Consider the following 26,375-nt stretch of genomic DNA (forward strand, 5'->3'; position numbering starts at 1 on the left):
ATAGTTGCTAACTAAACATAAAAGATATATAGTATATTCAGAAAAGAAATAGTTAGGATGAATGAAATGGCATACTCTACAGCCTTATCACAGGGAATCTCCATTCTGCTCTACGTTCACGCATACACCGAGAAGAACTGTCATAACTATTTATCGACCAAAGTGATATCGGAGCAGCTAAATATTCCGGTTCCTACGACGGTAAAAGTCATTCGAAACCTGAATAACGCCAAACTGACGATGGCAAAAGAAGGTGCCAAGGGCGGCATATTACTTGCTCAGCCTTTATCGGAAATTACGATGTTGGATGTATTCCTGGCGGTTGAACCCGGCAAAGACTTGTTTAAAATTCATACCGATGTAACACTCCAGGGACAAGACGTGGACGACGTGAAACAAAAGGTCATTCATCATCTTGAAGGCGCGGAGATCGCAATGCAGAATTATTTAAAAGAAATACGGTTAACCGATCTGTTCCATGAAGAAAGAAAAGGTTAACCTCTTTTTTTGGGTTTAACTAGATATAATATATATCAAGTATATTTCGTTTTTTTTTTGAGAGGAGCAGTCAAAATGAATTTGCATACAAAAGTGGTTGAAGCCAGAAACGGAGTTCCCATTCCCCAACTGGGTTTTGGAGTTTACAAAATAACGAAAGAAGCAGAATTTACAACAGCGACTCGCGAGGCCATTCAGGTCGGGTACCGACATTTTGATACCGCCCGAATCTATGGGAATGAGAAAGCGCTGGGGGCAGAGATCCGGCATAGTCAGATCCCGCGCAAGCAATTCTTCATCACGTCGAAAGTCTGGAATACGGATCATGGCTATGAAGCAACCAAGAAAGCTTTCCAGAAAACGATAAACAAGCTGGGTGTCGATTACCTCGACATGTATTTAATCCATTTTGCCTCGCCAAAGTATATAGAAACGTGGAAAGCCATGGAGGAATTATATGAGGAAGGCAAGATCAGAGTCATTGGGGTCGCGAACTTTGAGATTCAGCATCTGGAAGAATTAAGGAAGCACGCGAAAATCTTGCCGATGATCAATCAGATCGAGACGCACCCGGAATTTCCACAGAACGAACTGCGTGCCTATATGGACAAACATCAGATTTTGCATGAGGCGTGGGGTCCGTTAGGGCAAGGGAATAAAGTATTATTGCAGCATGCGGTATTGAAGAAAATCGCTGATCATCACCATAAGACGGTGGCTCAAGTCATTTTGCGTTGGCATCTGGAACGGGGAGTCATCCTGATTCCCAAATCATCCAATCCAAAGCGGATCAGAGAGAACAGCGAGATCTTTGATTTTGAGCTGTCCGCTGAGGAAATGGAAAAGATTAGCCGTCTGAACTCCGGTAAGAGGTATTCTATCCATCCGACAGGTTATATTGTGAATCCGATTTTTAATACATTGATGAAACTTTTTATTCGGTAGAACGAAGGATCCGTTGCATTGGCATATCTAATTTTATATGAATGAAACAATTGCGATAGGGATTAACGGGTGTATCCGTTAATTCCTTCGTTTTTTTTGAGGAAAAAGGTCTTTTGCACCCTACTCTGTTGGTTCTTAGGTGTTCAGTGATTGTTAAGAACTGCTTGCTATATTGGTACAGAACGTTATCAGAAACCTAAGGAGGAGACCATTTGAGTTTACACACTAAAAAGGGTGCAAGAGTCAAAAGAACACGATGGAGTGTGCTTGCTCTTGTCATTACATTACTCACAAGCGTGGGTTTTCCAGCTTCATCGGCTCTGGCTGCAACAGAGCCCGTTTCATTAAACAGACCTACAGATATCGAGTTCTATAAGACGGCTAATGGTGAAACAGAGTTGCTGATTGCAGACACTGGAAACAATCGGGTTATTCGGTCTACACCGGAAGGCAAGGTACTATCGACGATAGAGGTCAACCAGGTGACGGCGGTTACGATGGGGAACGATGGGCTGATCTACGCTGCTGAATCCGGAGCAGCCGCAAAAGTACATATTTTTAATCAGGATGGTACTGTGAACGGACAGCCTATAGACGTTATGCGTAAATTTTCGTTGTATCCGCATCCAGATGAGGATAAGCAGCCTTACATTCGAAACTTAATTCGATATAAGCAGGGCGATTATGAAAGACTGTACGTTTTCTTCAACGTGTATAGAGAAATGAATAATGCTCCAGCGAGATATGGCACATTGGCCAACTTCGCTTTGGGACACGAAGGATGGGGAGGTTTGAGTGGCGCATTCTCAGAATACTCTGGCGCAACCCAGGGAACTGGAGATCAGGTATGGTATACCAATGGGCAGGGAGCGATGCTTTACCCCGTTACAAGTATACTGAATTCAACAGATAAACTCGGAGACTTGACACTGGATCCAGTAAACAAACGTGTATACGTTGTGAGCGAGAACCAGATCATGCAGAGTGGCTACGAGGGCTTTGTATCTCCTGAACGTCCTGTCCTGAGTACGTGGGCGAGTGGAAACGAGACATATCCGATTGACCTCACTAATCAGATTGCCTTCGGACCGGAAGGCGAATTGTATATGGCTGATACGGCGAGAGACCGAATCGTTGTATTCAGTGCAGATGGTAGCTCTGCCCGTATCTTGGGACTAACGCTGGATAACACCCCCAAACCTGTTGTAGGCACGTTTACCAAAACGGTAAAACAGGGGCTCCCGGTATCCTTTACATCTACGGATTTTACCAGTAACTATGCCGACCCAGAGAACCGGTCTATGACGGATATTCGCATCGCATCCCTGCCTGACAGCGGTAAATTACAACTGAATGGTACAGACGTTGTGAAGAATCAGGTGGTTCCTGTCGCAGAGTTGAACACATTGGCCTTCGTTCCTTCTTCGGCTTTTACAGGGATCAAGACAACGTTCGGCTGGCAGGCCAAGAATGGAGCTGTGTTTTCGGATAGCGTGGAGGTAACGATCATGCTTCGAATTAAAGGTGATGCCAATGGTGACGGCGTGATTACACCAGCGGATGCGTTACTGGTCAACAAATATATCAAAGGATTAATCACGTTAACACCAAGTCAGATTGAAGCATTGGACATGAATGACGATGGTGTACTCGATGCGAAAGATTCAGCCCTGATTATGGGCGTATACTTGGGGATTAATTCATAAAATTAGAAGGGAGTGACTATCTTGCCAAACAATAAGGGACATTTAATTTCTGTAAAATCCAAACGATCCATGAAGGCGCTTCTGGCTATGCTGCTCATGGTGTCTATGATCTTCTCGTGGCTTCCTCAGGCACAGGCCAATGTAGATCCGGTAATTCATATCGGAGAAGTATCTGGAAAACCAGGTGACATCGTTGAAGTACCTGTATCCTATGATTCAAAAGGTTCGGAATTTTCTTTTTATCGCTCTGAACTGTCCTTTGCCTATGACCCGGCAGTGCTTGAACTTGTGGACGAGGACGAGGTTGTGAACCGGCAGGCTTATGAAAACTATCAGGGAGTTAGCCTAACCGAAGATACGTCTGCTCTAGGTTATATTCAGGTTGTGATGACGACGCAACAACTCATTGATGAGTCTACCGCACTGTACTCTCTTCATTTTAAAATTAAAGAGAATGCGGCTGCCGGTTCAAGCTCAGTAACCCTGCATGGAGGCGTATTAGTAGAGGAATTTGATCCTATACAGACGACTGGAGAAAATGGACAAGTTACTGTGCTGGCCGATGAGAAGCCGGTTGGGAATGTGGCTGTTTACATCGGATCTGCACAAGGAAAAGCAGGTGACAAGGTAACGCTATCGGTTGATACGGTGTCGCTTGATCAACCGATAGGCTCTTACGGAATCCGTTTGAAGTTCAATCCGGCAGTCCTGCAGGTGACTGATGTTACAGGTAACAGACCGGGAGTACAGCATAACGTGAATAATGAAACAGGATCAATCATCGTGGGCTGGAGTGATGAGGATGGAGGTCTAAGTCCTATTCCGGCATCCGAGAGCCCACAGACACTGTTCAAGATTGAATTCAAGAATGCCTCCAGTGCTGTCGCAGGAGAGTATCCGGTACAGATCGTCAACGAGACGCTACCCGAATACTTTACGGTGACAGATACCGATGCGATTGAAATGAAGAAACAGGCAATATCAGGCGATGTCACGGTCGTTGGTGAGCCAGTTACGCCAACAACACCAACAACGCCAACAACGCCAACAACGCCATCCAATTCGGGTTCGTCCGGTGGTTCTTCAACACCATCCACGCCTGCAAGCACTTCCGAGAAGATCACGGTAAATGTGACCAATGAACGGAACACTAATGCCGTTGTTTCGGAAACGATTATAGTGAGAACAACAGGGGCAGATGGACGCAAAAAAGACGAGGTGAATCTGACAGCCGAACAGACTTCTCGAGCGATTGAGAGCTTGAAGAAGGCCGGTTCGAAGATTGCCCGAATCCTGATTCCAGATGCGAAGGATGAGGTATCTGAACTGAATGTCACACTTCCATCCAAGTCTACTTCCCTGATGGCTGATGAGAAGATGAACCTGTATATCGAAACGGATAACGCTTCCTTGCAGCTCCCGGCAGCTTCGTTACAGGGATTAAGCTCGGATGTATTCTTCCATCTCGTGCCGATTAAGGACAAGGCGGGACAGGAAGTGGTGAAGCAGCATATTCAGAACGATCCGTTATTATCCAGTGCATTAACTAATACAGCCGACTTCCGCCTGGTAGGTCGTCCAATGACCATTGAGACGAATATGAGCAGCCGTCCGGTGACGGTTGTGCTGCCGATCAGAGATACGAACCTGACGAAGAAGGAACTGGACAAGCTGCAAGTATTTATTGAACATAGCGATGGAACGAAGGAATTAGTTAAGGGGAAAATCGTTAAGTTTAATGGAACAGACCAACCGGGGATTGAGTTTGAAGTCACCAAGTTCAGCACATTTTCCATTATTCTGATGAACGGCGGCCAGTCATCAGCCTACATTCAAGGTTATGCGGATGGCACGTTCAGACCGAATCAGGCGGTTCAACGTGCTGAAATGGCTGCCTTATTGTCTCGAATACTGCCGTCTGGCAGCGACGAGGCTGCGCTCAATACATCATATCGGGATATGCCGGTTGCTGAATGGGCACGCGAAGCGATCACAAAGGCTACTGCATCAGGTTACATGCGTGGCAATGCTGCCGGGGATTTCATGCCGGGGCGTTCCATCACACGTGCTGAAATGGCTGTTATTATTGAACGAATCCTGAAAAATCAGGGATCAGCCACCGATGCAACTGCAACTACAACGGAAGCTGTCGATATTACGCAGCAATGGGCTAAAGAAGCTGTTCAACAGATAGTGGCATCAGGTATCATGAGTGTGTCACAAGAAGGCAAGTTCCGTCCAAATGATGCTGTCACACGGGCAGAGGCCGTCACGATTATAAATCGCCTGCTGAACATTGAATCGGTTAAGACCGGTTCTCCAATGTGGAAGGATGTATCCGTCAGCCATTGGGCTTATGGTGCCATTCAGGCTGCATCTCAAAATTAGAATGAAGCTTGCTGATCCTGTTTGCCAGTTCATCGGGGCAGGCGTGATCGGATTATGAAAAGAAGGCATCTTCGGATGCCTTCTTTTCATCGCTATGCACTAAGCATGGAATAAGGATGGACAGCTTAAGATTTGAGTGGGAAAATAACGCTATATTGCAAGTTATAAGATAGACGTTACTGTAGAAAGAGAGATGACGGTCATCAGAAGGGATCGATTTTTGTTAGGGATCGGATTCATGACTTTGTTGCTCGCGCTGGTGGTTGCATTGCAGATCTCGGCTGAACGCGAGAAGCCTTTGGCCAAGAAGGGCGTTCTGGACGTGACAGGTCTGGAGTGGACGAAACAGTTTGTTGTACCGCTGGATGGGGAATGGGAATTCTACCCGCAGCAGTTACTTTCCCCTCAACAAATCCATCACACAAGTGATCAGCCTATCATGATACAGGTCCCGGGCAATTGGGACGACAAGAGGATTAGCCATGGATATGCCATGAACGGAAAAAGTTTTGGAACCTATCGCTTGCTTGTACGAAATGTGCCGCAAGGAGAACTGCTGGCGATAGCCAAGCGTTATGTCCGCTTTTCGGATGCGATGTATGTTGATGGAAAGTTGATGAATCGCTCCGGCAAACCGGGCACCTCCGCTGCATCCTACGAACCGCGTAATGAGCCATATACAATCTATTTTCACGCTGAACGTACAGAGATTGAAATTGTGTTACAGGTAGCTAATTTTGATTTTCGCAGTGGCGGCATTTATAACTCGATTGATCTGGGACTTGGCAGTCATATGGAAGCGAGAACGATCATTCAATCCGGACTTGAGCTGTTGATTATAGGCATTGTGGTGATCTTTGGATTGTTGTTTTTCTATCTGTATGTGCGCCTGCATCGGGATGGAATTCAGCTGCTGTATGCGTTGTTCTTTATCGGTTTCGCATTGACGGTGGTGACCAACGGGGAGCGTCTGCTGTTACAGCTGATGCCGGACATTTCCTTTGAACTGGCGTATAAATTGAAATATATATCGGTATACGGTGTGTCTATTATTGTAAGTATGATTACCTGGAGACTTACTCCTGATCTCGCACCCCTGTTCAAAAAATGGCTTCAGGCGCCAAGCATGGTGCTGGCTGTATACGTGGTATTCATAGCGATGTCTCCATTTCGTATCTATTCGTTCATTCAAGAGAGCATGTATGCCGTCAATCTGTGTGCCTATGCTATGGCTTTTATGGTCATCATTCATCAGTACATTCGGGAAAGGTACGGAAACCGGAGTCGATCCCAAGCACAATTGCTTATCATCTGCATCTGGCTCATGCTGGTAAACTATGTTCTTGGAATCATTGTTACGTGGTATCCGATCAGTCAGGTGCTGCTGAACTGTACAACGCTCGTGATCTTGTGCGCCTTTGCGATGTTGCTAATCTATCAATATACGCAGGCGTATGCCTCAATGCAGCAACTTGCCCATCAGCTTCAATTGTCAGACAAGGCCAAGGATGAGTTTTTGCTGCTGACTTCGCATGAGCTTAACTCACCGCTTCACAGCATTATTCATCTGTCCCGTTCCCTTCTCACGACGTCACTTAGACGTGCTAATGAACCAGAGGTTCGAGGCAAGCTTCAGCTTATCCGCAATACGGCGTACCGGATGTCAAATCAGGTCAATGATCTGATTGACATGTCAAGATTCAGGGATGGGAACATGAATCTGTCCATGGGGAGCGTGGATCTTGTCTCTTGCCTTTCGCTGGTCACGGAGGTATTGGGGTTTCTGGCGTCTGGCAAAAGCATCGTTATGATTCGCAGGCTGGAGCCTGAGGCACGCTACGTCATGGCGGATGAGAGTCGGCTGCTGCAAGTGCTGTATAACCTGGTCTATCACATGATGGGACAGCATCATAATGGCAAGCTTGTTCTGGCGTGCGAGAGACATCTAGATAGTGTGCAGATTATCCTTCGTTTGGAAGCCCATCCGGATCGGATTACATGGCAACGTCAGGATGTGGATTCTGGTTCACAGCAAGCGGATCGAATTGCAGCAGGGGTGTCTGTTGCAGCGGAAATAGTCAGCGCAATGAGAGGGAAACTTGTGGTGAACGATGAAGCTGCATCGATCATGATTGAGCTTTCGTGCGCTGTTCGTGCCGATATGGAAGATTTGACGGAGACAGCCGCAACGCAGGAGACTGATGTGAAGGAGGAGGAAAAGGTGGGAAGCGTGACTTCAGCCCACATATTAATTGCGACGTCTGATCTCGTAGACATGGAACAATTGAATACATTGCTTTCTACGGAAGGCTTCAATCTGAGCTTCGCAGACTCTGATGTCAAGGTGCGGACTGCCTTGGCCGGTGGCAGGTTCCCCGATCTCGTGATTGTAGACGCCATGCTGCCTGAGGTGACCGGCTATGAGCTGTGCAAGCAGATTCGGCTGGAGTTCAGCCAGGCAGATCTTCCGATTCTATTTATCAATATGCGCAGTACACCAGCCGATATCGAGGCCTGTATTACAGCGGGCGGCAATGATTTCATCACACGTCCACTGGATGCAGGGGAAATTCTCGTGCGAGTACATACACTTCTTGGCATGAAACGGTTGGTCAAGGAAGCGGCTATTAATGAGATGGCTTTCCTGCGCTCACAGATCAAACCGCATTTTTTATATAATGCTTTGGGCACGATTATGTCATTGTGCTTCACAGATGGTCCGAGAGCAGGTGAGCTCCTGGGCAGTTTCAGTCGGTATTTGCGCATTCTCTTTCATCTGGATAATTCAGAGGAGATGATTCCGCTCAGCAAGGAAATGGAGCTTGTTCAGGCTTATGTCGAGATTGAGAAAGAGCGGTTCGGCTCCCGGCTTCAGGTGGCATTGGATGTAGATACGTCACTCTACTCATGCAAGGTCATGCCCCTACTCATTGAGCCGCTGGTGGAAAATGCGATTCGGCATGGCGTATCCCAAAAGATTAGTGGGGGAACCGTTCGGCTATCTATTCATAGGCACGGAGACATGGTGCAAGTTGTGGTAGAGGATGATGGTGTGGGCATGTCGATCCAGCAAGCTGAATGGATACTGGACAGAGGCCCTGGGGAGCAGGGCATCGGCTTGCAAAATGTGCAGAGACGATTGAAGCATCTGAATGGTCTGGCACCCGTCATCCATAGTGAGCAAGGATTGGGCACGAAAGTGACGATATTATTTCCATACCAGTAATTGAAGGGGGAGGGGAACCTGTAGTGCTGCAAGCGTATTTGGTGGACGACGAGCCTCATGCTTTGAATATGCTGGAAATGTTCCTTGCTCGAACAGGTAAAGTACACGTCGCAGGGCGTGCGGCTAATGGCTTCGATGCGCTTGATGCACTTCGGAACATACGCCCGGATATCTGGTTTCTGGATATTGAGATGCCAGGAATGAGCGGACTGGAGTTGGCAGCGAATATACACGAGGTGGAACCGGATGCCGTGATCGTGTTCACAACCGCCTATGATCAGTATGCTGTAGCTGCTTTTGAACATGAAGCACTGGATTATCTGCTCAAGCCGATCGAGATGGGGCGCTTGTCACGGACCATTGAACGATTGACGAAGGAAAAGCGGGAGAGTAGGCCACCGGATCCCCTTGTCGTCAAGACCGATAATACGGACAAGTTGTTTGTCCAATTGCTTGGAACATTCCGTGTTGCAATCACAAACGGAAAGACGCTGATGTGGCGGACAGCCAAGGAGAAGGAGCTTTTTGCATACTTGCTGCTGAATAACTCTGCGACAAGTGCAGTTCACCGGGATCGCATTATCGAAAAGTTATGGCCTGATGAACCTTATGAGAAAGCCAAAATTTATTTGCACACTTGTGTGAGCCTGTTACGAAAAAACTTGCGGAACATGGGTATTGAACAATTGTTTAGCTATAAAAGTGAGCACTATATCCTAGATAAGGAACGGATTAGAGCAGACGTATTTGATTTTCTGGACGTTTCGTTCAAGATAGAGCAACAAGCAGATGTGCCGATTGCTCTAATCGAGCAAACCTTACATCTGTATCAGGACGAACTGCTTCCTCAGGAGGATTACCCCTGGGTAGTGGAGCTAAGCCATCGGCTGGAGCAATTTGCCTTGGAGCTCAGGCTGAAGCTTTCCGAGAAATATCTGGATTCTAATAACGGCAGAAAAGCAGCAGAGGCAGCGGAGCGTGCAATCAGTCAATCGCCATATGAAGAAGAAGCCTATCGTCATGCCATGCAGGCATACTTGTACATGGGTAAACACGATCATGTGCTGCGAATCTATCAAAATCTCAAAGAAAGATTGACCGAACTTAGCATTCAGCCCTCCCCCGTCACGAGACAATTATATGAACAGATTGAGGTCTGAGGAATCGACATGTTCTGAAATACTGGAGCCGCATTATAACCCCAAAAAACGAGTCATGGATCTTATTCCAGTGACTCTTTTTTTGTGTGTTATGAAAACATTGACAATTCGTTAACAATTCCAGGATTTCCCGTTTACAAATCTCTCCTATAATTACAATCGTGATAGGTCATTTTTACTATGAACGTGGAAGTTTGGGGGGATGAGCCGGACAAGCTCTCATAAAGACGATACATGCAGAATACCAGACAGCAGGGCATGACAAAACAAGGCAAATTAAATGGAATAGAGAAGGGTGACAAGAGCCAATGTCAATGAAAAAGGTGTTAGTGGTGTCCATGGTAGCAACAGTGTTAGGTACTTCTGTGGTTAGTGCAGTATCGGCTGCTCCTGCAGTGAAACCTGCGGCTAATGCAGCTCAGGTGCAAAATTCCACGCTTACAATAAACGGTAACAGCGTCGTCGTTCGTTCCATTGTTAAAAATGGCGAGACACTTGTGTCACTTCGTGATGTGATCAAAGCCATCGGCGCACAAGCAGAAGTACATAGCGGAACGACGGTGATCAAGCTGAATGATCACAGCGTGACGCTCCAAAACAATAGCAAACAAATCGTGGTAGATGACGTCAAAGTGAATTTGAATCAACCGGTTACCATCATCGGTGGTACAAGTTACATCGCTCTTCGTCCACTGGTGTCGGGCGTTGGCGGTACGATTGTCAAGCGCAACGGACTGCTTGAGATCAGTACAGTATCCTTGATCGATGAAGTCGAGAATCCTCGTTTTGCCGGAGCGGATAAGCTGATTGTCTCCAAGAGCGACAACAATGGCAGAAACGATTATCTCGTGAATACAACAAGCGGCAAATACGAGTTGTTATTAACGACAGACGGTGGATCGGATCTCGTTATTTCGCCAAGTGGTGATCAAGCAGCGTATACGAATGCCGAAGGAGCCGTTTATGTTATTGATCTGAAGACCAAGGCTTCCAAACTGATCACGAGCGACAACAGCATCAAGCCTGAGTTGGTATGGTCTGCTGACGGGAACGCAATCTACTTCCTGCAAGGAGATAAAGGGTCCGTGATTGCCAAGCTGAATGTGGCGGATGGCGCGATTACGAAAGTGGTCGAAGACAAGGTGGACTATAAGGAAAATCTGAATGTTTCTGCTGACGGCAAGAAATTCATCTATACCGTAACAACACTTGGTACCGTAACTTCGGATACAACGAATGTGGATGAAGACAATGTCTCCATTGATTTCTCATCCAATCAACAGCAAATATTTTCGTATAACACAGGAGATTCAAAACCGGAGGCTGTGAAGCTCACAACATCAACCGACGACAAGGTATTTGTATGGTCTGCTGACGGACAAAAAGCCTACTACGTGAGTGTACCTTCTGAAGACGGTAAAGCATCGTTGCTGACTGTGGATTCATCTCAAAAGTCTACGCCGGTGTACACCGAGTACGATGTAGAACAAGCTATTCTGTCGGGTGGCATCTTGTATGTACTGGCGGCCCAGGATGACAACAACAGCGTGATCCTTTCGATCGACACGGTAACCGGAAAACAAACCAAGCTGTACACGGTATCTTCCGATGTATCATCCATCGCAGTTGCCGGATCGCAAATCGCTGTGATTGAGAATGGCCGAGTTCTGGTACAAGCTGGCGGAAGCTGGAGAGCCGTTACGAAGTAATGTTTTTTATCAAGTATGATCACAAGCTTTTTAATTCGAGAGGAGTTTAGTTAACATGAAAAAATGGATCAAACCCTTCACAGCAATGCTTATGGCGGTATCTCTGATTGGTGGACTGGGTGGCGCAACGACGGCATCAGCTGCCAAGAGCACGGAGAAAGGTAAAATTGTCATTAACGGTTCCTCCGCATTGCTTCCGCTGACACTTCAAGCTGCCAGCGAATTCAAAAAAGATAATCCAAAAGTTAAAATCTCGGCTTCCGCAGCAGGTTCCATCACAGGTCCTCAATCCGTTCGTAAAGGGATCGCGGACATTGGTGCTGTAGACTGGGATGCATCCAAAGATGTACCTGGCTTCAAGAAATTTGATGGCTTGGTAGCCAATCCGGTAGCTGTAACAGTGTTCACGGCTGTCGTTAATACCAATGTGGGTGTAAGCAATCTGACAACAAAACAACTGCAGGACATCTTCTCCGGCAAAGTGACAAACTGGAAGGAAGTCGGCGGATCGGATGCCAACATTGTTGTGGTTAACCGTAAGTTTGGTTCCGGTACACGGGTTAACTTCCAACAAAAAGCATTGGATGGCAAGGACTTCATGAGCAAAGGGGACAACTACAAAGAGGTTGGCTCCAGCGGTGATATGAAAACTACGATTGAAACGACACCCAATGCAATCGGTTATATTGACCTTCCGTATGTAACTAGCAAAATGAAGGCTGTATCGATCAATGGCGTGGCACCAACAGAGAAAAACGTCCTGAACAAAACATACAAAGTATGGGGCATTGGATATTACATGACCAAAGGCCAACCTACGGGAGCAACCAAAGCGTTCATCGAGTATATCCAAAGCAGCAAGTTCCAGAACGGTTCCCTGAAAAAGCTGAAATTCATTCCGCTTGCTGCCGTTAAATAACGAAAGCTACGAACGTCCATCATTCTCGCATTTCATAAGGAAAGGGATAGCCAGCTTCTGCGCACGGTCGCCAAGCTGGCTTCTCTATGTGAAAGGAAGAGCCCTTCATGATCGATTTAAATCCATCCACGAACAGCCCTGCTGCGAGTGAGCTTGATCCAAGCATTGGCAAGGCTCCCGGATCGGGAACCCGATTTGACCGTAAGGCGCGTTTAAGATGGTCCAATAAACTGTTTCGCATGATCTGTATTGGCAGTACATTGTTTGTTTGTCTGGTTCTGTTATGCATTCTGGTCCTTATGCTTCGTACGGGGGTTCTGACCTTTGCGGATGTTTCGCTCAGCGAATTCTTTTTCTCTACCAACTGGGACCCGGAAAATGAGCATTACGGTGCGCTGACCTTTATTCTGGGAACGCTGGCACTCACGGGACTCACCATGCTGTTTGCCATTCCAATCTCCGTCATCATTGCGGTGTTTCTGGCCGAAATGACGCCAAAATGGCTTCGCCATATTCTGAGACCCGTATTGGATCTGTTGGTGGGTATTCCTTCTGTGGTATACGGTTTCTTGGGACTGACGATTCTCATCCCCTGGCTTAGGGATATCAGCGGACATGATCTGGCGGACGGTTTGCTCGCAGCGTCCATCGTTCTGACGATTATGGTGCTGCCTACCATTAGCCGGATCAGTGATGATGCCATATCTGCTGTACCGAACAAATACCGGGATGCAGCTTATGCGCTTGGTACGAATCGCTTCCAAACCATAACTCGTGTGGTCCTGCCTGCTGCAAGAGGCGGAATCATGTACGCCGTCATTCTCGGGATGACTCGTGCCATTGGAGAAACGATGGCGGTGGTGATGGTCATCGGCAATACGGCGCAGCTCGCTAACAGTCTGTTCACGCCAACAGCCGTATTGACAAGTAATATCGTCATGCAAATCTCAAGCGTTGAATTCGATTCCACCTGGAATCATGGGCTGTACATGATGGGCTTTATCCTGCTTGCCATTTCCATCTTGATGATTGTAGCTGTAAGAATGCTTCAGAAGAAAGGGGGACGCTACTCATGAGTATGAAGAAGCAGGCGAACGCTGTCCCCGCCTATTCGTTCGGCAAACGCAGAGGTGCATCCACGCTGATGGACCGGATTTTTACGGGTATGGTATGGGGTGTAGGGATTGTCGTCATTTTATTCATTGTCGGACTGTTATTTCTTCTTCTGGAAAAAGGATTGCCTTTGCTGAGCTGGGACTTTCTATATGGTGTCCCAAGCGAGATTGAAGAAGGAGGAGGGATTGGGCCGGCGCTGTTCAACTCGTTCTATGTTCTGATTCTCTCCCTACTAATCTCTATTCCCATCGGCATGGCGGCAGGGATATACCTGGCGGAATTTGCTCCAAACAACAAACTCATGGAGATCGTGCGGATTTGCGTGGAGGGACTGTCTTCTGTTCCATCCATCATCTTTGGATTGTTTGGTATTGCCCTGTTTGTGGAGTTCTTCGAAATTGGTCTTACGATTCTGGGCGCCGCCGTCAGCCTTGCCTTTCTGAATCTGCCTGTGCTTACCAGGGTAACCGAGGAATCGGTCCGGGCGGTTCCGGTTGAACTTCGTAATGCATCCTTTGCACTTGGCTCCACCCATTTGCAGACGATCCGTAATGTATTGCTGCCAGTGGCTATAAACGGAATCATGACAGGCATCTGTCTGACCGCAGGCCGGGCATTCGGTGAGAGTGCCGTCATTATTCTGACCGCAGGGGTGTCTACATCCGGGGAGATGTGGGACTTCAATTTGCTATCGCCGGGAGGAACCCTTGCTGTACATCTGTGGTACATCCAATCCGAAGCGATTGTGCCGGATGCCGAGGAAATTGCGCAAAAAACAACGGCTGTGCTGATCTTTGTGGCCTTGCTCATTAATATTCTGTTCCGTGTGCCAATTTGGCTGAATGCACGCAAAAATCAAGTCTGATGTGTCAGGCTGATCCAGTAACATGATCAATTTCAACACCGGGAGGAACCATTGTGCAGCCAATTATTGAGATTAACAAGTTGAATTTATATTACGGTCCGTTTCAAGCGCTTAAGGATGTCTCCATTGAAATTCCGGAGCGGGCCATTACCGCTTTTATCGGACCGTCGGGCTGTGGCAAATCCACGTTGCTGCGGACCCTCAATCGCATGAATGATCGGATACCCGGAACACGCATTGAAGGTAAAGTGGCTGTAGGTGGGACAGATATATACAGCGGCGAGGTACATGTGGAAACCATTCGCAAGAAGATCGGCATGGTCTTTCAACAGCCGAATCCCTTTCCAAAATCCATCTACGATAATGTAGCCTTCGGTCCACGCCAACATGGCATTCATGGCAAAAAGAAGCTGGATGAAATCGTGGAACAGAGCCTGCGCTCTGCGGTCCTGTGGGATGAAGTAAAGGATAACCTGAAGCGCTCTGCCCTGAGTCTGTCCGGTGGTCAGCAGCAGCGTCTATGCATCGCACGTGCACTGGCGGTCGAGCCGGATATTCTGCTAATGGATGAGGCTACCGCTTCACTTGATCCGGTCTCCACCTTCAAGATTGAGGAGCTTGCGCATGAATTGAAGGAAAATTATACTATTGTGATGGTTACACACAATATGCAGCAAGCAGCTCGGGTCTCCCAACAGACGGTGTTCTTCCTGAATGGGGAGGTCGTGGAATACTCCGCTACCCAAGACATGTTCTCCGAGCCCGTTGATTCGCGTACACAGGATTATATTAGTGGTCGATTTGGTTGATTGTGAATCGTTAAGAGAGGTGGAAGTCTTTCAGATATGATCTGAAAGACTTTTTCTGTTTTCGATTATTTCAACAGACCACGTTGCTCCAGTAATTGTGTCGTAACGGTCCACAACTTGTTTTGCATTCCAGCATCTCCGCCCGGATACACAGGAGTAATGGATGCACCGCTTCCAACATTGAAATATCCTCCCGAAACCTCACCAAATGCCGGTTCCATTGCCAGACGAGTCATAATCTCTGCGCCCCGCCGTGGGTCGCCGATATGCAAAAACGTTAAAATGCGCTCAAGCATACTCGCAAACCACAACTCTCGCCCAAGACCCGTAACATTAAAACCTGGATTCAAAGCATTCACTCGGATTCCGGTTCCGTCCCATTGACGGGCAAGTTCACCTGTAAACATAATATTGAGCAGTTTGGTTTTGCCATAGATTGAGGAGGAGCCGCGTGCAGTAAAGGGGGCGGTATCCGTTAAGTCATCGGGCAGCACCAGTTTGCCGTGATTTCGCGAGGCTTCAGATGCAATATTGACGACTCGGGCGTGGCCTGCCTGAATCAGGGAAGGTTGCAATGTGTGTGTTAGCAGCCAAGGTGCCAAATAGTTCACGGTGATCATCTCGGCAAACCCTTCGGAAGTGACTCTTTGTTCAAAAGCATGAAGACCCGCATTATTCAAAAGTACATTGATACGCGGATAAGCATCTGCGATTTCAAGCCCTATACGTTTTACATCGCTCAGTAAGGACAAATCTCCGAAGAAAAAGTTGATCTTGGCGGATGGCGCAATTTCCCTGATTTTGTTTCTGGTGGTCTCGGCGCGTTCTTCGCTTCGGGCTGTGAGTACAAGGTGTGCACCGCGTTTCGCGAGTTCCATGGCAGCAAGCTGACCTAAGCCGCTTGTTGCTCCGGTGATGACAATAATGGGTTGTGTTGTTTTCATAATGAGGTCTCCTTTTGACACGAATAGGGTTAAATTATATAATGGACATAAATCAACTATAAATATTAATTGATATTTGTCAACTATATATTCAACATTCTGTTTTGATGTATCGAGGAGAGGGGAACCACAATAATGAGTGAAAATCCAGTTAAAACAAATGCCAGAGAAACCCTGGAACTGGCACTTGGTGAGCAGATCCATGCGCTAATTAGTGCTTCGCATGCGCTTAATGTCCGATCTGCCGAGCGTTTTGATGCAACTATGCAGCCTGCCGCCTTTCATCTGGTGCGGTGGTTGTATTCTTACGGTCCTACAAGCGCAGCAGCTTTGGCAGAAGCGACGGCCATGGACCGCAGTTCGGTAAGCCGTTTGATTAAACAACTTGAGAAGGCAGGGTATGTAAGCAAGGAGCCGGACCCCGAAGATCGGCGCGGCGTTTTGCTGTCTTTGACGGAGCTTGGTCAACAATCGACGGTGGGTGCGCTCAAGGAGAAGGAGTCAACTTTTTATGAACGCATATCGAGATGGAATGAAGAGGAACTGGAACGTTTTACCACTATGCTTCGGCAGTTTAATGGGTTTAATGGTTAGTGAGAGGTATCTGTAGGCAGGCGTCCATAACGGGCGTCTTTTCTTTTGAGCGGGGAATTGTCGGGAACGCCTTATAACGACATACACGGTAAATATGGACGTCTGAAAACGAGAAAAGACGGTTCGGCTTTAGCTACCTACCCGTCCTTTGTTTTTTCGATATATCACGATCTCAGTAAGCTTCGAAGGATTTGCGCCTAGACTGTTCCCAATTATCAAGATTAAGCACTGATTTAAAATTGAATTTATTTGGTGGTGCAATGATGATTACTCCTGAACTCAAAGTTATTAAACGAATGTCTGAAGGCGATGGATTATCTTTGGAGTTTGAGGGCTTTTGATTCAAGGAGTGTCTATTGACTCCAGAACCGTAAAGCCAGGTAGTATTTGTCCCCATTATAAGAGAATTAGATGGGCATAATTATGTTCATGAAGCAATATCTAAAGGAGCGATTGCTTCTTTTTGGCAAAAGGATCACCCTAACCCACCAGACCATTTACCGATAATTTTTGTAGATGATTGCTTAGAAGCTTTACAAAAATTAGCGGCACAATATCGACGAGAATTACAAGTCAAAGTTATTGGTGTTACGGGTAGTAATGGTAAAACAACTATCATGAAGAAGAGTTCCACCGAGTAATTGGTAGAAATCTTGACCCGGATAAAATAAACTATATTTATACATTCGGTGATCTCAGTTACCATATTGCATCAGAAGCAATAAAGAGATATCCAACAGGTGCAGTAAAAACATTTGAAGATAAAATGGGGTTGGCAAATGCACTAAACCGAGCAATTAAGAAAAATGATTTAATTTTGTTAAAAGCATCACGAGGGATACAGATTGATTCAATTATCCCATACTTAATGAAGTAATCACTAAACTAACAGAGCACTTTAGTTCAACAAATTAAGGAGCAGTATCGCCGGCGGCGACTGCTCCATTTTTTTATTACGCTAATAGGCTTTTGATGATCTTGTAGTGCTCATGCCTACCAAATTGGCCAAAAGAGCCAGTCCAGAGAACAACTTACCATCGATTGCCGTCGTTTGCCCTCCAAAGCCTTATCGTCGAGCAGATGGTTCCTCATAGCTGTGCAAGCCGGCGTCGCGCAAAGTTCTTCCGACAAAGCCCAACTCCCGACGTGCAGCGGCATCGTTGACGGTGAACTCACGCCCAATCATGCGTATCATCGAGCGTGAGATCGGCGGATCGCCGTCTTTCCGCGTGACGCCCCAGATCGTGTCGAACAGCCGGCCAATGGCAGAGGCGAGCCAGTAGGGCATCGAACGCAGTTTATCGATGGACAGGCCCTTCAAGTTCGCAAGCGAGGCGACGAACTCACGGAAAGTCTGCCCATCCTGGTCTTTGATGAAGAAGGCATGGCCGCCTTCTCCGCGTTCAAGAGCGCATTGTATGGCTTCAACTACATTGTCCACATGGCAGGTTGAAAAAGGGTAATCGCCGCGGTCGATGAACGCGAACTGTCCAGATTTGACTGCTTCGGGAAGCGCTCGGCTAAACGGATCACCTGGCCCCCAGATAGCCGGTGGGCGAAGCGCGATCGTGCGAAAGCCGGGTTTGTTGGCTGCCAGAACCAATGAATCGGCCCGTGCCTTGCTCGCCAGGTAGGCGGAGAAGTGGTTCGGGAAAGTCGGCGCGCTTTCATCGGCGTCGCGGATGAGCGTACCGCCGTTATCCATGTGGATCCCCGCCGCGCTGATGTAGACGAATGTCTTCGCACGGGCGGACTCGGCTGCCTTCAGCAAGGCTACGGTGCCATCGACGTTGGTACGGAAGAAGGGTTCGCGAGGCCCTGAAAAGCGGAAAAGGGCGGCCGCATGCACAACTGCATCGATCATCGGTAACACGATTGGCGTGCTGCTTTCGAGATCGGCATCAACCGGCGTCGCACCCATGGCCTTGAGTTTGGCGTGAGATGATACAGAGCGTGTGAGGGCGAAAATCTGGTGACCATCCTCCACGAGCTTCGGGATCAGGCGGCCGCCGAGCAGGCCGGTGCCTCCCGTGACGAGAATTTTCAATGTGATCATCCTTTCGGTTCGGAATTCAGGATAGTCCGCATGGCGCCGCCGCGGATTTGCTCAAGAACCGCAGAAGTGGGTGGTTCCACCTTGCGTAGCCGATCTGTGACGTGAAAGCAGGGATGCAGCATTCGCAGACGCCCACTAGCGTCAACAGACTCGCCTCCCGTCAAAATCAGACTAATGCCGAACAATCGATCATCGTAAATGGAGTTCAGCCTCCATGGGATTTTCCTTCTCTCCATCCTTTGATTATTTATCTAGCGATCTTAGCGAAGTGCTCCAGCGTACGAACTAATTGGGCTGTATAAGACATTTCGTTATCGTACCAAGCTGCGGCTTTCACCAATTGCTGGTCACCGACTGTCAGAACTTTCGTCTGCGTGGCGTCGAAGAGCGAACCGAATGTGATGCCTTTGATATCGGAAGATACAATTTCGTCTTCCGTGTAGCCGAAAGTTTCTGGATCGGAAGCTTCTTTCATAGCAGCGTTAACTTGCTCAACCGTTACCTTGGTATTCAAAACGGCAACGAGTTCAGTCACGGAACCTGTTGGTACAGGTACACGTTGAGATGCCCCATCCAGTTTGCCCTTCAGTTCCGGAAGAACCAGACCAATGGCTTTTGCGGCACCGGTGGAGTAGGGAACGATGTTCTCCGCTGAGGCGCGCGCAGCTCGGAAATCGCCTTTTGGATCCGGAGCGTCAAGCGTGTTTTGGTTACCCGTGTAAGCGTGAACGGTCGTCATCAGCCCGGATTGGATACCAAACTTGTCGTGCAGAGCTTTAGCCATAGGGGCCAGGCAGTTGGTTGTGCAGGAAGCGCCGGAAATGACGGTTTCCGTTCCGTCCAGTGTGTCATGGTTCACGTTGTATACGATCGTTTTCATGTCGCCTGTAGCAGGGGCGGAAATGACGACTTTCTTCGCTCCGCCTTTCAGGTGAAGCTCGGCCTTTTCTTTCGTGGTGAAGAAGCCTGTACATTCGAGAACAATATCAACGCCAAGCTCTCCCCAAGGAAGCTCTTCAGGATTGCGCTTAGCTAAAACCTTAACCTCTTTGCCGTTTACTTTGAAGGTTCCGTCATGGACTTCAATGTCACCGTGAAAAGTGCCTTGCGTCGTATCATATTTGAGCAGATGAGCTAACATTTTAGCGTTCGTAAGGTCGTTAATCGCTACAACCTCGACGCCTTCCACATCTTGAATTCGGCGAAAAGCGATTCGTCCGATTCGTCCAAAACCGTTTATACCTACTTTTACAGTCATTGAAAAATCCCCCTATAAGTTTTATTTATTCCAATAAGCGATGCCAGTGATGAAATAAAAATGGGCCAGCGCTATTTCATTCTAGAATGGCCTGTTGTATAATGTGAAAAGAGACCGATCGGTATCTTTATATTAGCATGATATTAGTGAATTGCAAGACGAATTGAGTAATTCATTTAAAACAAATGAAATAATAAAAGGTTCATACGGAGGAGCTCATGAAAAAAGGGGACAGAACACGGGAACATATCATTATGAAATCGGCTGAAATTTTTAACCAGAGAGGATATGCCGGTACATCGCTAAACGATATTATTGCCGACACAGGAATTAAGAAGGGGGGCATCTATCGACATTTTGCCAGTAAAGACGAGATAGCGCTTGAAGCCTACAATTATGCTGCCAGTATGGTCGGCAGAAAATTTTCTGAAGCGGTCGATCAAGAGCAGTCTGCGTCAGGAAAGTTGGTTGCTTTTTTTCGTGTCTATGAGAATGTCGTCAACGATCCACCATTTATTGGCGGATGTCCCATGCAGAATACAGCTGTAGAAAGTGACGATACTCATTTGGAGCTTTGTGGTCAGGCAAGGCAAGGGCTGCATAGCTTCTTGGATATGATGAAAAGTATTATTCGTGACGGCATTCAAGCTGGGGAGTTTAGGGAGGATCTGGATGTGGATGCGCTAGCATCATTTGCATTTTCCTTGTTGGAGGGAGGGATTTTACTCAGCAAGTTGGATGGGGATAACAAGCACATGCTAATGAATAAAAAAATCTTCTCGTCCTATTTGCAGCAATGCTGCTTAAAGACCTGTTAATCTGGTGTACTGGCACATCGAAATGGAGCTGGGCATCATCGATGACAACTCAAGTTCAGAATTTTGACTTTCGATGGATCTTTACTTGAACGTTTAGAGGAGAAGGCTTGACCACGATTGCAAGGCTATACGTCGAATATATAATAAATTTTAAATATCAGGTTTTGTAATATTTCAACTGCATTTCTCACAAATTTGGGGAAATGCCAACTTACTATGTGAAAAGGTTCTCTTTTTATTCACGAAGGAGCAAATCATTCTGTTAGCCCCCGAAGGTCGTAAAGTTTAACGTCTAAACCTGATGTTTCAATTTTTCATTTTGTGGAAAGGAACAGCGTTGGAGGGAGGAAGTAAATATGGGTATCGATACGTACTATGGAGTAAACTGGTGACTGAAATGACACTAGGATTTCACGCTATTTTCGCGACACTTGGCGTGGGTATCCCTTTACTGATTTCACTCGCCGAGTTTATCGGTATTCGTAAGAAAGATCTTTACTATATTCTAATGGCAAAGAGGTGGTCACGAGGGTTCGTTATCTCTGTTGCAGTAGGCGTAGTCACAGGAACAGCAATTTCGTTACAACTCTCCTTGGTATGGCCCAATTTCATGAAACTTGCGGGAAATGTTATTGCGCTTCCATTGTTTATGGAATGTTCGCCTTCTTTTTTGAAGCCATTTTCCTAGGGATTTACCTTTACACGTGGGAACGGTTTAAAAACCCGATGATGCATTGGTTACTAACGATTCCTATTGTCGTTGGTGCAGGGATGTCAGCAGTATTTATCACGATGGTAAACGGATTTATGAATCAACCAGGGGGATTTACGTTTGAATGAGGACAATTCACAGCCGTTGACCCCGTTCAAGCAATGCTGAGTACGGCAACATTCTCCAAGGTGTTTCATGTATTAAGTTCGGCCTATTTAACAGGAGCTGCTCTGCTGGCAGGGTTTTGGTAGGGAACTTTATAAGGGGACTTAAGCTACAAGCAGTTTCGCTGTTGTAATAATTACTGTACAAAAAAAGACGCTACAAAAGTCGGTTGATAAATATGTCAAAAATTGAGTATGTATAATACGCCAGAACGGAAGCCAGCCATTGTCGCGGGACAAGAACATTATTCCATTCAAGTCGCTATTATAGCGGCTTTTTCTGTTTTAAGTAACCAAGTTCTTGTCCCAAGCTAAGGACAAGAACTTGGTTACTTTGCCGAAAAAGACAAGAACATTGTGTCATTTCGGATTAGAATGCTATCTAATATTATCATGACAGAACTGATGTGGTGAGATAGAAGCACATAATGCACTTAATTAACGATCTTTGTATAGAAAACAGGTTTCTTTGGCTGTAGGCAAGAACTGAAGCAATTTTTGCCCCAAATCTGGGATACAGATCGAAATGATTTCATACCTTCCTCGCTGTATATTATCCTTTATGTTAGACGTAAAGTAGGTACGCTCCATTCCTAGTGAGAGGTGGGTAAAGGAGCGTACCTAGCTCTTGTTAAAGTTTACTTGGATTCAATTCGACCGATTGGATTTGTATCTTCTGACAAAGACTTTTGAACTGCCAACCAGCTGTCATGTTCAATATCGAGCGAATGACAAAGATAAGCCCATGAGACCAGCTGAATTAAGGCTACATGTTCTGGATTTTCATCTGTTGTTTCCGTAACCTCATAACCTGGGATTCCGCCAAGTGAGTGCTCTGCACCGAATAGGGTGAGCAGGCTCTCGGCTCCCGGGCTTAAGAAGTAGGGGTCAGACATCCATTCCGGACCGCGGACGGTCAACTGATACTTTTGCGGGGTGTAGTCCTGGTCCCCGACGATCACAAGCGTGGGCGTGGTCATGTGCGTGAAGCTCACGTTCAAGTGCGGCATATTCTCGGCCGCGAATGGTGTCAGGTTGTCTCCACCTTGTCCAGCGGTGGCGAACAGCACGCCCGCTTTGATACGCGAGTCGGACAGGTCCACGTCCTTCTTAGTTTCTGGGTCGAGGACTCGCAATCCCAAGAGGTTGCCCGCCGTTTGGCCGCCGAAGGAATGTCCGGCTGCTGCTATTCGGCTTCGGTCAGTGCGTCCACTGAGGCCCGGTACGGCAGATTCAATAAGGTCTAAATTATCGAGGATTCGCTTCATGTCCTCGACTCGGTAACGCCAAATCCGTGGTTTACGAGGATCGTCATGAGTAAGGCCAACAGTTCTTGAATCGAGGAACGTAGGTTGAATGACCACGAAACCGTGAGCAGCCCAGAAGTCGGTCAAAGGGCTATAGCCGTCAAGCGAAGATCCATTACCGTGTGCGAAAAGAATAATTGGCAAATTACCTCCAGTTGTTGGGGCGGATATTTTCACTAACAAATCCTCACCACGACCTGGGGCTTTTAGTGCTATCGACTTCACAGAGACGATGGTAGAGGGAACGCTCATATTGATTTTCATATTAAATATTCCTTCCTTTCTCTTTAAACAATTAGTATTTATGAGTTCGCCTTTGTTCTGCTACAACAGAACATAAGTGGAACGTTGTTCCTATTATATTCGGAACATAGTTCCATTTGCAAGATATTTATTAAACTTCCCTGAAAGACTTGATGGACAATGAGCTTATAACACCTGAGTTATGTAATGTGAGGGGATTCTACAGGCCCTGTTTCAATGTCCAATTTGAATATGGAATACTCTTTAGTTTGAAGCTATGATTATGTCTTGTTAATATTAAGAATAGAACAGTAGCTAAATTCCATTGACATAATGTAGAATTAACTTATGGGGGATATAACTTATATGAACGACAAAACGGAAGATCGCAGTGAGGGATTGGAACCTCGTCAGCAGACAGTTCGAAGCGTACGTGCCGATGCACAACGCAACATTAATGCTTTGCTTCAATCAGCAATGACAGTGTTCGCAACTTCGGGGGTAGACGCTCCAGTTCGTGAGATTGCGGATATGGCTGGCGTAGGGGTAGGCACTGTTTACCGTCATTTTCCACAACGGTCAGACTTAATTGAAGCTGTTTTTCGTCAGGAGATCGATGCTTGTGCAGATGCTGCAGTAGACTTAGCTGATAAATATAAACCTGTTGAGGCACTGGAGCGATGGATGTTGCGTTACTTGGAGTTCATAGCAACTAAACGCGGACTCGCTGCAGCTCTACATTCTAGTGATCCGGCATACGAATCCTTACCTATTTGCTTTGTAGAGGAATTAAGTCCAGTTCTGAAGACTTTGATTGAAAAAGCAACAGCTGCAGAAGAAGTACGTACCAAGATTACACCAGATGAATTGTTGTGGGCGGTAGCAAGCCTATGTACGGCAGTAGACAATGGTGATATAGAACATGCAAAAAATATTGTTTCTCTTCTTGTAGATGGGTTGCGTTACCGTGCGAACCGTTAACACTTTGACAGAATCCTTTCTTTTTTTGTGATGAAGTGATCAGAAGCGCACTAGTAAACACCTTTGGTTGGAATGTTTACTAGTGGGCTTTTTGAAGGGGATATCGAGAGCTTCGGTATGTAGTAATATAAAAATTTGTCCAGGGACAAGAACATGGTCCCATTGAAGTCGCTATTTTAGCGGCTTTTTTATTTTATCGGTACAAGTTCTAGTCCCAAGCCAAGGACAAGAACTTGTACCGATTGCCGATTAGATGTATATCTAAATAAGAAGCACATGTTATTCGATTCTCAAAAGTACCATAGTACGAAAATCGCCTGAGCAAGTACTTCGGCACTGTTCTGAATAAGACGCATCGTCGTTCAAACCAAGGATCGTCCCAGTATTTACTCGTTATAAGTTTGAGACACGGTCACCGAATATGACATGCTGACATATCCGTACATAGCCATGCATATATATCCCCGACAATGTAGATATGGGGGGCGGATCAATGGACGGTAACAAAGCTAACAATCACGCAAACGGTGGAAACTGGCAGGGAGGCAACGTACAATCACAATGGCATGCTAAGCAGTCGCCGGAACACCATTCACAGACAGTAGGAGAACGGGGACCGATTTTGGAACAGGACAGCATGCTGCATGAAACACTTGAAACCTTTGTCCACGAAAAGATATTAGAGCGCCCGGTACACGTAAAGGGATTTGGAGCCTTGGGTTATTTTGAAACCCTTCACTCGATGGCCGCTTATACGAACCTGTGCTTCTTACAGCAGCCGGGAAAACGGGTACCCGTTACCGTGCGTTTCTCACTTGCGGTCAGCAACAAAGGGACACCCGATACATCCCGCAACGTGCGTGGATTCTCGACGAAATTTTATACCGAGCAAGGCGTTTTCGACCTGCTCTGTAATCATATCCCTGTATTCCTCGTACGAGACCCGATCCGGTTTCCTGAGTCAATTCATGCTTTTCTGCCATCACCCGTTAACAATCTCATCGATCCGAATCGATTCTGGGGTTTCGTTGCTAGAGCACCAGAGGCAACCCATTTCGTTGTACGACTATACTCGGACGAAGGGACGCTCAAGAGTCTCCGCCATACGCCAGGGCACAGTGTTAACACCTATGTTTGGAGAAATGCACAAAACGAACGCTTCTACGTCAAATATCGCTGGATTCCGCTTGCTGGAGAGCAATATATCGATGCGGAAGAAGCGGCTCGTTTGGCCAGCGAGAACCCCGATTATTCGGGTAAAGATCTATATGACACGATCGCCCAAGGTACACCAGTCCAATATGGGCTATATGTGCAGTTGATGAACCCACAGGATGAGGCAATGCTGTCGTTCGATCCGTTGGATGACACGAAAGTGTGGGATGTATGTCATTTCCCGCTGCTGCCAGTTGGTCGACTCGTCTTGGATACGAACCCTACGAATTATCAGGAGCAGGTCGAGAAGCTGGCATTCTCCCCGTCCAATCTTCTGGATGGTGCTGAGCTGTCCGATGATAAAATGCTGCAAGGCCGTAGCAATATTTATTGGGATTCACAGCGGCATCGCCTTGGATCGGATTTTCGCAAAATTCCGATTAACCATCAAGCAAACTGGTCACCTACGGATCAGGTAACGAACGGGGAAGGGCGCTATGTAGCCGGCCGGCTCGTTCGATCCGATATTTCGAAGGCCGATAATTTCACGCAAGCGGGACAATTCTACCAATCGCTAACACAAGTTCAGCAGGATCATCTTGTTCAGAACCTCGCTGATGACTTATCGGCGGCTTCTCATGAGATCCAGAGGATTGTGTTAGGCTATTTATTCGAGGCTGATGCAACATTAGCCGAAAGGGTAGCACGCCAGATCGCCGCACCGAAGAAGGGATGATTCATATAATTTATATGAAGTAGAAGAATGAGGACGATCAAATGTCGGGGTTCAAGAACATATTCC

The 26,375-nt window shown here is 46.8% G+C and carries 20 protein-coding genes and 1 pseudogene; 16 read left to right on the plus strand and 5 right to left on the minus strand.

Features of this window, described 5'->3' with window-relative positions; genetic code table 11:
- The first annotated feature begins 66 nt into the window (after nt 1-66).
- The 11 genes from ACFVQB_RS28855 to pstB all read left to right on the plus strand — a co-directional run bounded on the left by ACFVQB_RS28855 (nt 67) and on the right by pstB (nt 15,341).
- Nucleotides 67-498: an RrF2 family transcriptional regulator gene (locus tag ACFVQB_RS28855; RefSeq protein ID WP_379447464.1), complete on the plus strand. Its 432-nt coding sequence runs from the start codon at nt 67-69 to the stop codon at nt 496-498.
- Nucleotides 499-573: 75 nt separating this feature from the next.
- Nucleotides 574-1,443: an aldo/keto reductase gene (locus tag ACFVQB_RS28860; protein ID WP_379447466.1), complete on the plus strand. Its 870-nt coding sequence runs from the start codon at nt 574-576 to the stop codon at nt 1,441-1,443.
- 212 nt (nt 1,444-1,655) lie between these two features.
- Nucleotides 1,656-3,149: a dockerin type I domain-containing protein gene (locus ACFVQB_RS28865; RefSeq protein WP_379447469.1), complete on the plus strand. Its 1,494-nt coding sequence runs from the start codon at nt 1,656-1,658 to the stop codon at nt 3,147-3,149.
- 21 nt (nt 3,150-3,170) lie between these two features.
- A complete protein-coding gene (locus ACFVQB_RS28870; RefSeq protein ID WP_379447471.1) occupies nt 3,171-5,537 on the plus strand; it encodes an S-layer homology domain-containing protein in 2,367 nt (788 codons plus the stop codon).
- Between the two features lie 238 nt (nt 5,538-5,775).
- Nucleotides 5,776-8,763, plus strand: coding sequence for a histidine kinase (locus tag ACFVQB_RS28875; RefSeq protein ID WP_379447473.1), 2,988 nt, complete (start codon nt 5,776-5,778; stop codon nt 8,761-8,763).
- A gap of 23 nt (nt 8,764-8,786) precedes the next feature.
- Nucleotides 8,787-9,923, plus strand: coding sequence for a response regulator (locus ACFVQB_RS28880; RefSeq protein ID WP_379447476.1), 1,137 nt, complete (start codon nt 8,787-8,789; stop codon nt 9,921-9,923).
- A 314-nt stretch (nt 9,924-10,237) separates the two neighbouring features.
- Complete coding sequence (locus ACFVQB_RS28885) at nt 10,238-11,632, plus strand: stalk domain-containing protein (RefSeq protein WP_379447478.1); 1,395 nt, start codon at nt 10,238-10,240, stop codon at nt 11,630-11,632.
- A gap of 55 nt (nt 11,633-11,687) precedes the next feature.
- Nucleotides 11,688-12,551, plus strand: a complete 864-nt coding sequence (locus ACFVQB_RS28890) for a phosphate ABC transporter substrate-binding protein (RefSeq protein WP_063565318.1) — start codon at nt 11,688-11,690, stop codon at nt 12,549-12,551.
- A 107-nt stretch (nt 12,552-12,658) separates the two neighbouring features.
- Nucleotides 12,659-13,627 (plus strand): phosphate ABC transporter permease subunit PstC, encoded by a 969-nt coding sequence (gene pstC, locus ACFVQB_RS28895; RefSeq protein WP_379447497.1) that lies wholly within the window; start codon nt 12,659-12,661, stop codon nt 13,625-13,627.
- On the plus strand, nt 13,624-14,532 hold the full coding sequence (pstA, locus tag ACFVQB_RS28900; protein WP_379447499.1) for a phosphate ABC transporter permease PstA: 909 nt from the start codon (nt 13,624-13,626) through the stop codon (nt 14,530-14,532). The genes pstC and pstA overlap by 4 nt, the downstream gene beginning before the upstream one ends.
- Nucleotides 14,533-14,585: 53 nt before the next feature.
- On the plus strand, nt 14,586-15,341 hold the full coding sequence (pstB, locus tag ACFVQB_RS28905) for a phosphate ABC transporter ATP-binding protein PstB (protein ID WP_379447501.1): 756 nt from the start codon (nt 14,586-14,588) through the stop codon (nt 15,339-15,341).
- Nucleotides 15,342-15,406: 65 nt separating this feature from the next.
- Here the strand turns inward: pstB and ACFVQB_RS28910 are convergent, their stop codons facing one another.
- Nucleotides 15,407-16,285 carry an SDR family NAD(P)-dependent oxidoreductase gene (locus tag ACFVQB_RS28910; RefSeq protein WP_379447504.1) on the minus strand — a complete coding sequence of 293 codons (879 nt, stop codon included), beginning with the start codon at nt 16,283-16,285 and terminating at the stop codon, nt 15,407-15,409.
- 135 nt (nt 16,286-16,420) lie between these two features.
- Between ACFVQB_RS28910 and ACFVQB_RS28915 the strand changes: the two genes are divergently transcribed.
- The gene (locus ACFVQB_RS28915) at nt 16,421-16,879 is read left to right on the plus strand and encodes a MarR family winged helix-turn-helix transcriptional regulator (protein ID WP_379447506.1); all 459 of its coding nucleotides are present in this window, start codon (nt 16,421-16,423) and stop codon (nt 16,877-16,879) included.
- A 1,066-nt stretch (nt 16,880-17,945) separates the two neighbouring features.
- On the opposite strand, the gene ACFVQB_RS28920 is transcribed toward ACFVQB_RS28915, so the two are convergent.
- Genes ACFVQB_RS28920 through gap form a run of 3 tightly spaced genes read right to left on the minus strand, consistent with a single transcriptional unit; the run spans nt 17,946 to nt 20,193 of the window.
- Nucleotides 17,946-18,926, minus strand: coding sequence for an NAD-dependent epimerase/dehydratase family protein (locus ACFVQB_RS28920; protein ID WP_379447508.1), 981 nt, complete (start codon nt 18,924-18,926; stop codon nt 17,946-17,948).
- A 5-nt stretch (nt 18,927-18,931) separates the two neighbouring features.
- Nucleotides 18,932-19,171 carry a hypothetical protein gene (locus tag ACFVQB_RS28925; protein ID WP_379447510.1) on the minus strand — a complete coding sequence of 80 codons (240 nt, stop codon included), beginning with the start codon at nt 19,169-19,171 and terminating at the stop codon, nt 18,932-18,934.
- Nucleotides 19,172-19,182: 11 nt separating this feature from the next.
- Nucleotides 19,183-20,193, minus strand: a complete 1,011-nt coding sequence (gene gap / locus ACFVQB_RS28930; RefSeq protein WP_379447512.1) for a type I glyceraldehyde-3-phosphate dehydrogenase — start codon at nt 20,191-20,193, stop codon at nt 19,183-19,185.
- Between the two features lie 254 nt (nt 20,194-20,447).
- On the opposite strand from gap, the gene ACFVQB_RS28935 reads away from it, so the two are divergent.
- Both ACFVQB_RS28935 and ACFVQB_RS28940 read left to right on the plus strand, forming a co-directional pair.
- Nucleotides 20,448-21,011: a TetR/AcrR family transcriptional regulator gene (locus ACFVQB_RS28935; protein ID WP_379447514.1), complete on the plus strand. Its 564-nt coding sequence runs from the start codon at nt 20,448-20,450 to the stop codon at nt 21,009-21,011.
- 397 nt (nt 21,012-21,408) lie between these two features.
- Nucleotides 21,409-21,851: pseudogene (locus ACFVQB_RS28940) on the plus strand (cytochrome ubiquinol oxidase subunit I).
- A 674-nt stretch (nt 21,852-22,525) separates the two neighbouring features.
- On the opposite strand, the gene ACFVQB_RS28945 reads toward ACFVQB_RS28940, so the two are convergent.
- Entirely contained in the window at nt 22,526-23,458 is a 933-nt protein-coding gene (locus ACFVQB_RS28945; protein WP_379447516.1) for an alpha/beta hydrolase family protein, read from the minus strand.
- A 345-nt stretch (nt 23,459-23,803) separates the two neighbouring features.
- Between ACFVQB_RS28945 and ACFVQB_RS28950 the strand changes: the two genes are divergently transcribed.
- Together ACFVQB_RS28950 and ACFVQB_RS28955 are read left to right on the plus strand one after the other, a co-directional pair.
- Nucleotides 23,804-24,418 (plus strand): TetR/AcrR family transcriptional regulator, encoded by a 615-nt coding sequence (locus ACFVQB_RS28950; protein ID WP_379447527.1) that lies wholly within the window; start codon nt 23,804-23,806, stop codon nt 24,416-24,418.
- Between the two features lie 493 nt (nt 24,419-24,911).
- Nucleotides 24,912-26,309, plus strand: coding sequence for a catalase (locus tag ACFVQB_RS28955; RefSeq protein WP_379447538.1), 1,398 nt, complete (start codon nt 24,912-24,914; stop codon nt 26,307-26,309).
- Nucleotides 26,310-26,375: the final 66 nt, after the last annotated feature.

The sequence above is a fragment of the Paenibacillus sp. NPDC057886 genome (assembly GCF_042796655.1).
Taxonomy (GTDB): Bacteria; Bacillota; Bacilli; order Paenibacillales; family Paenibacillaceae; genus Paenibacillus.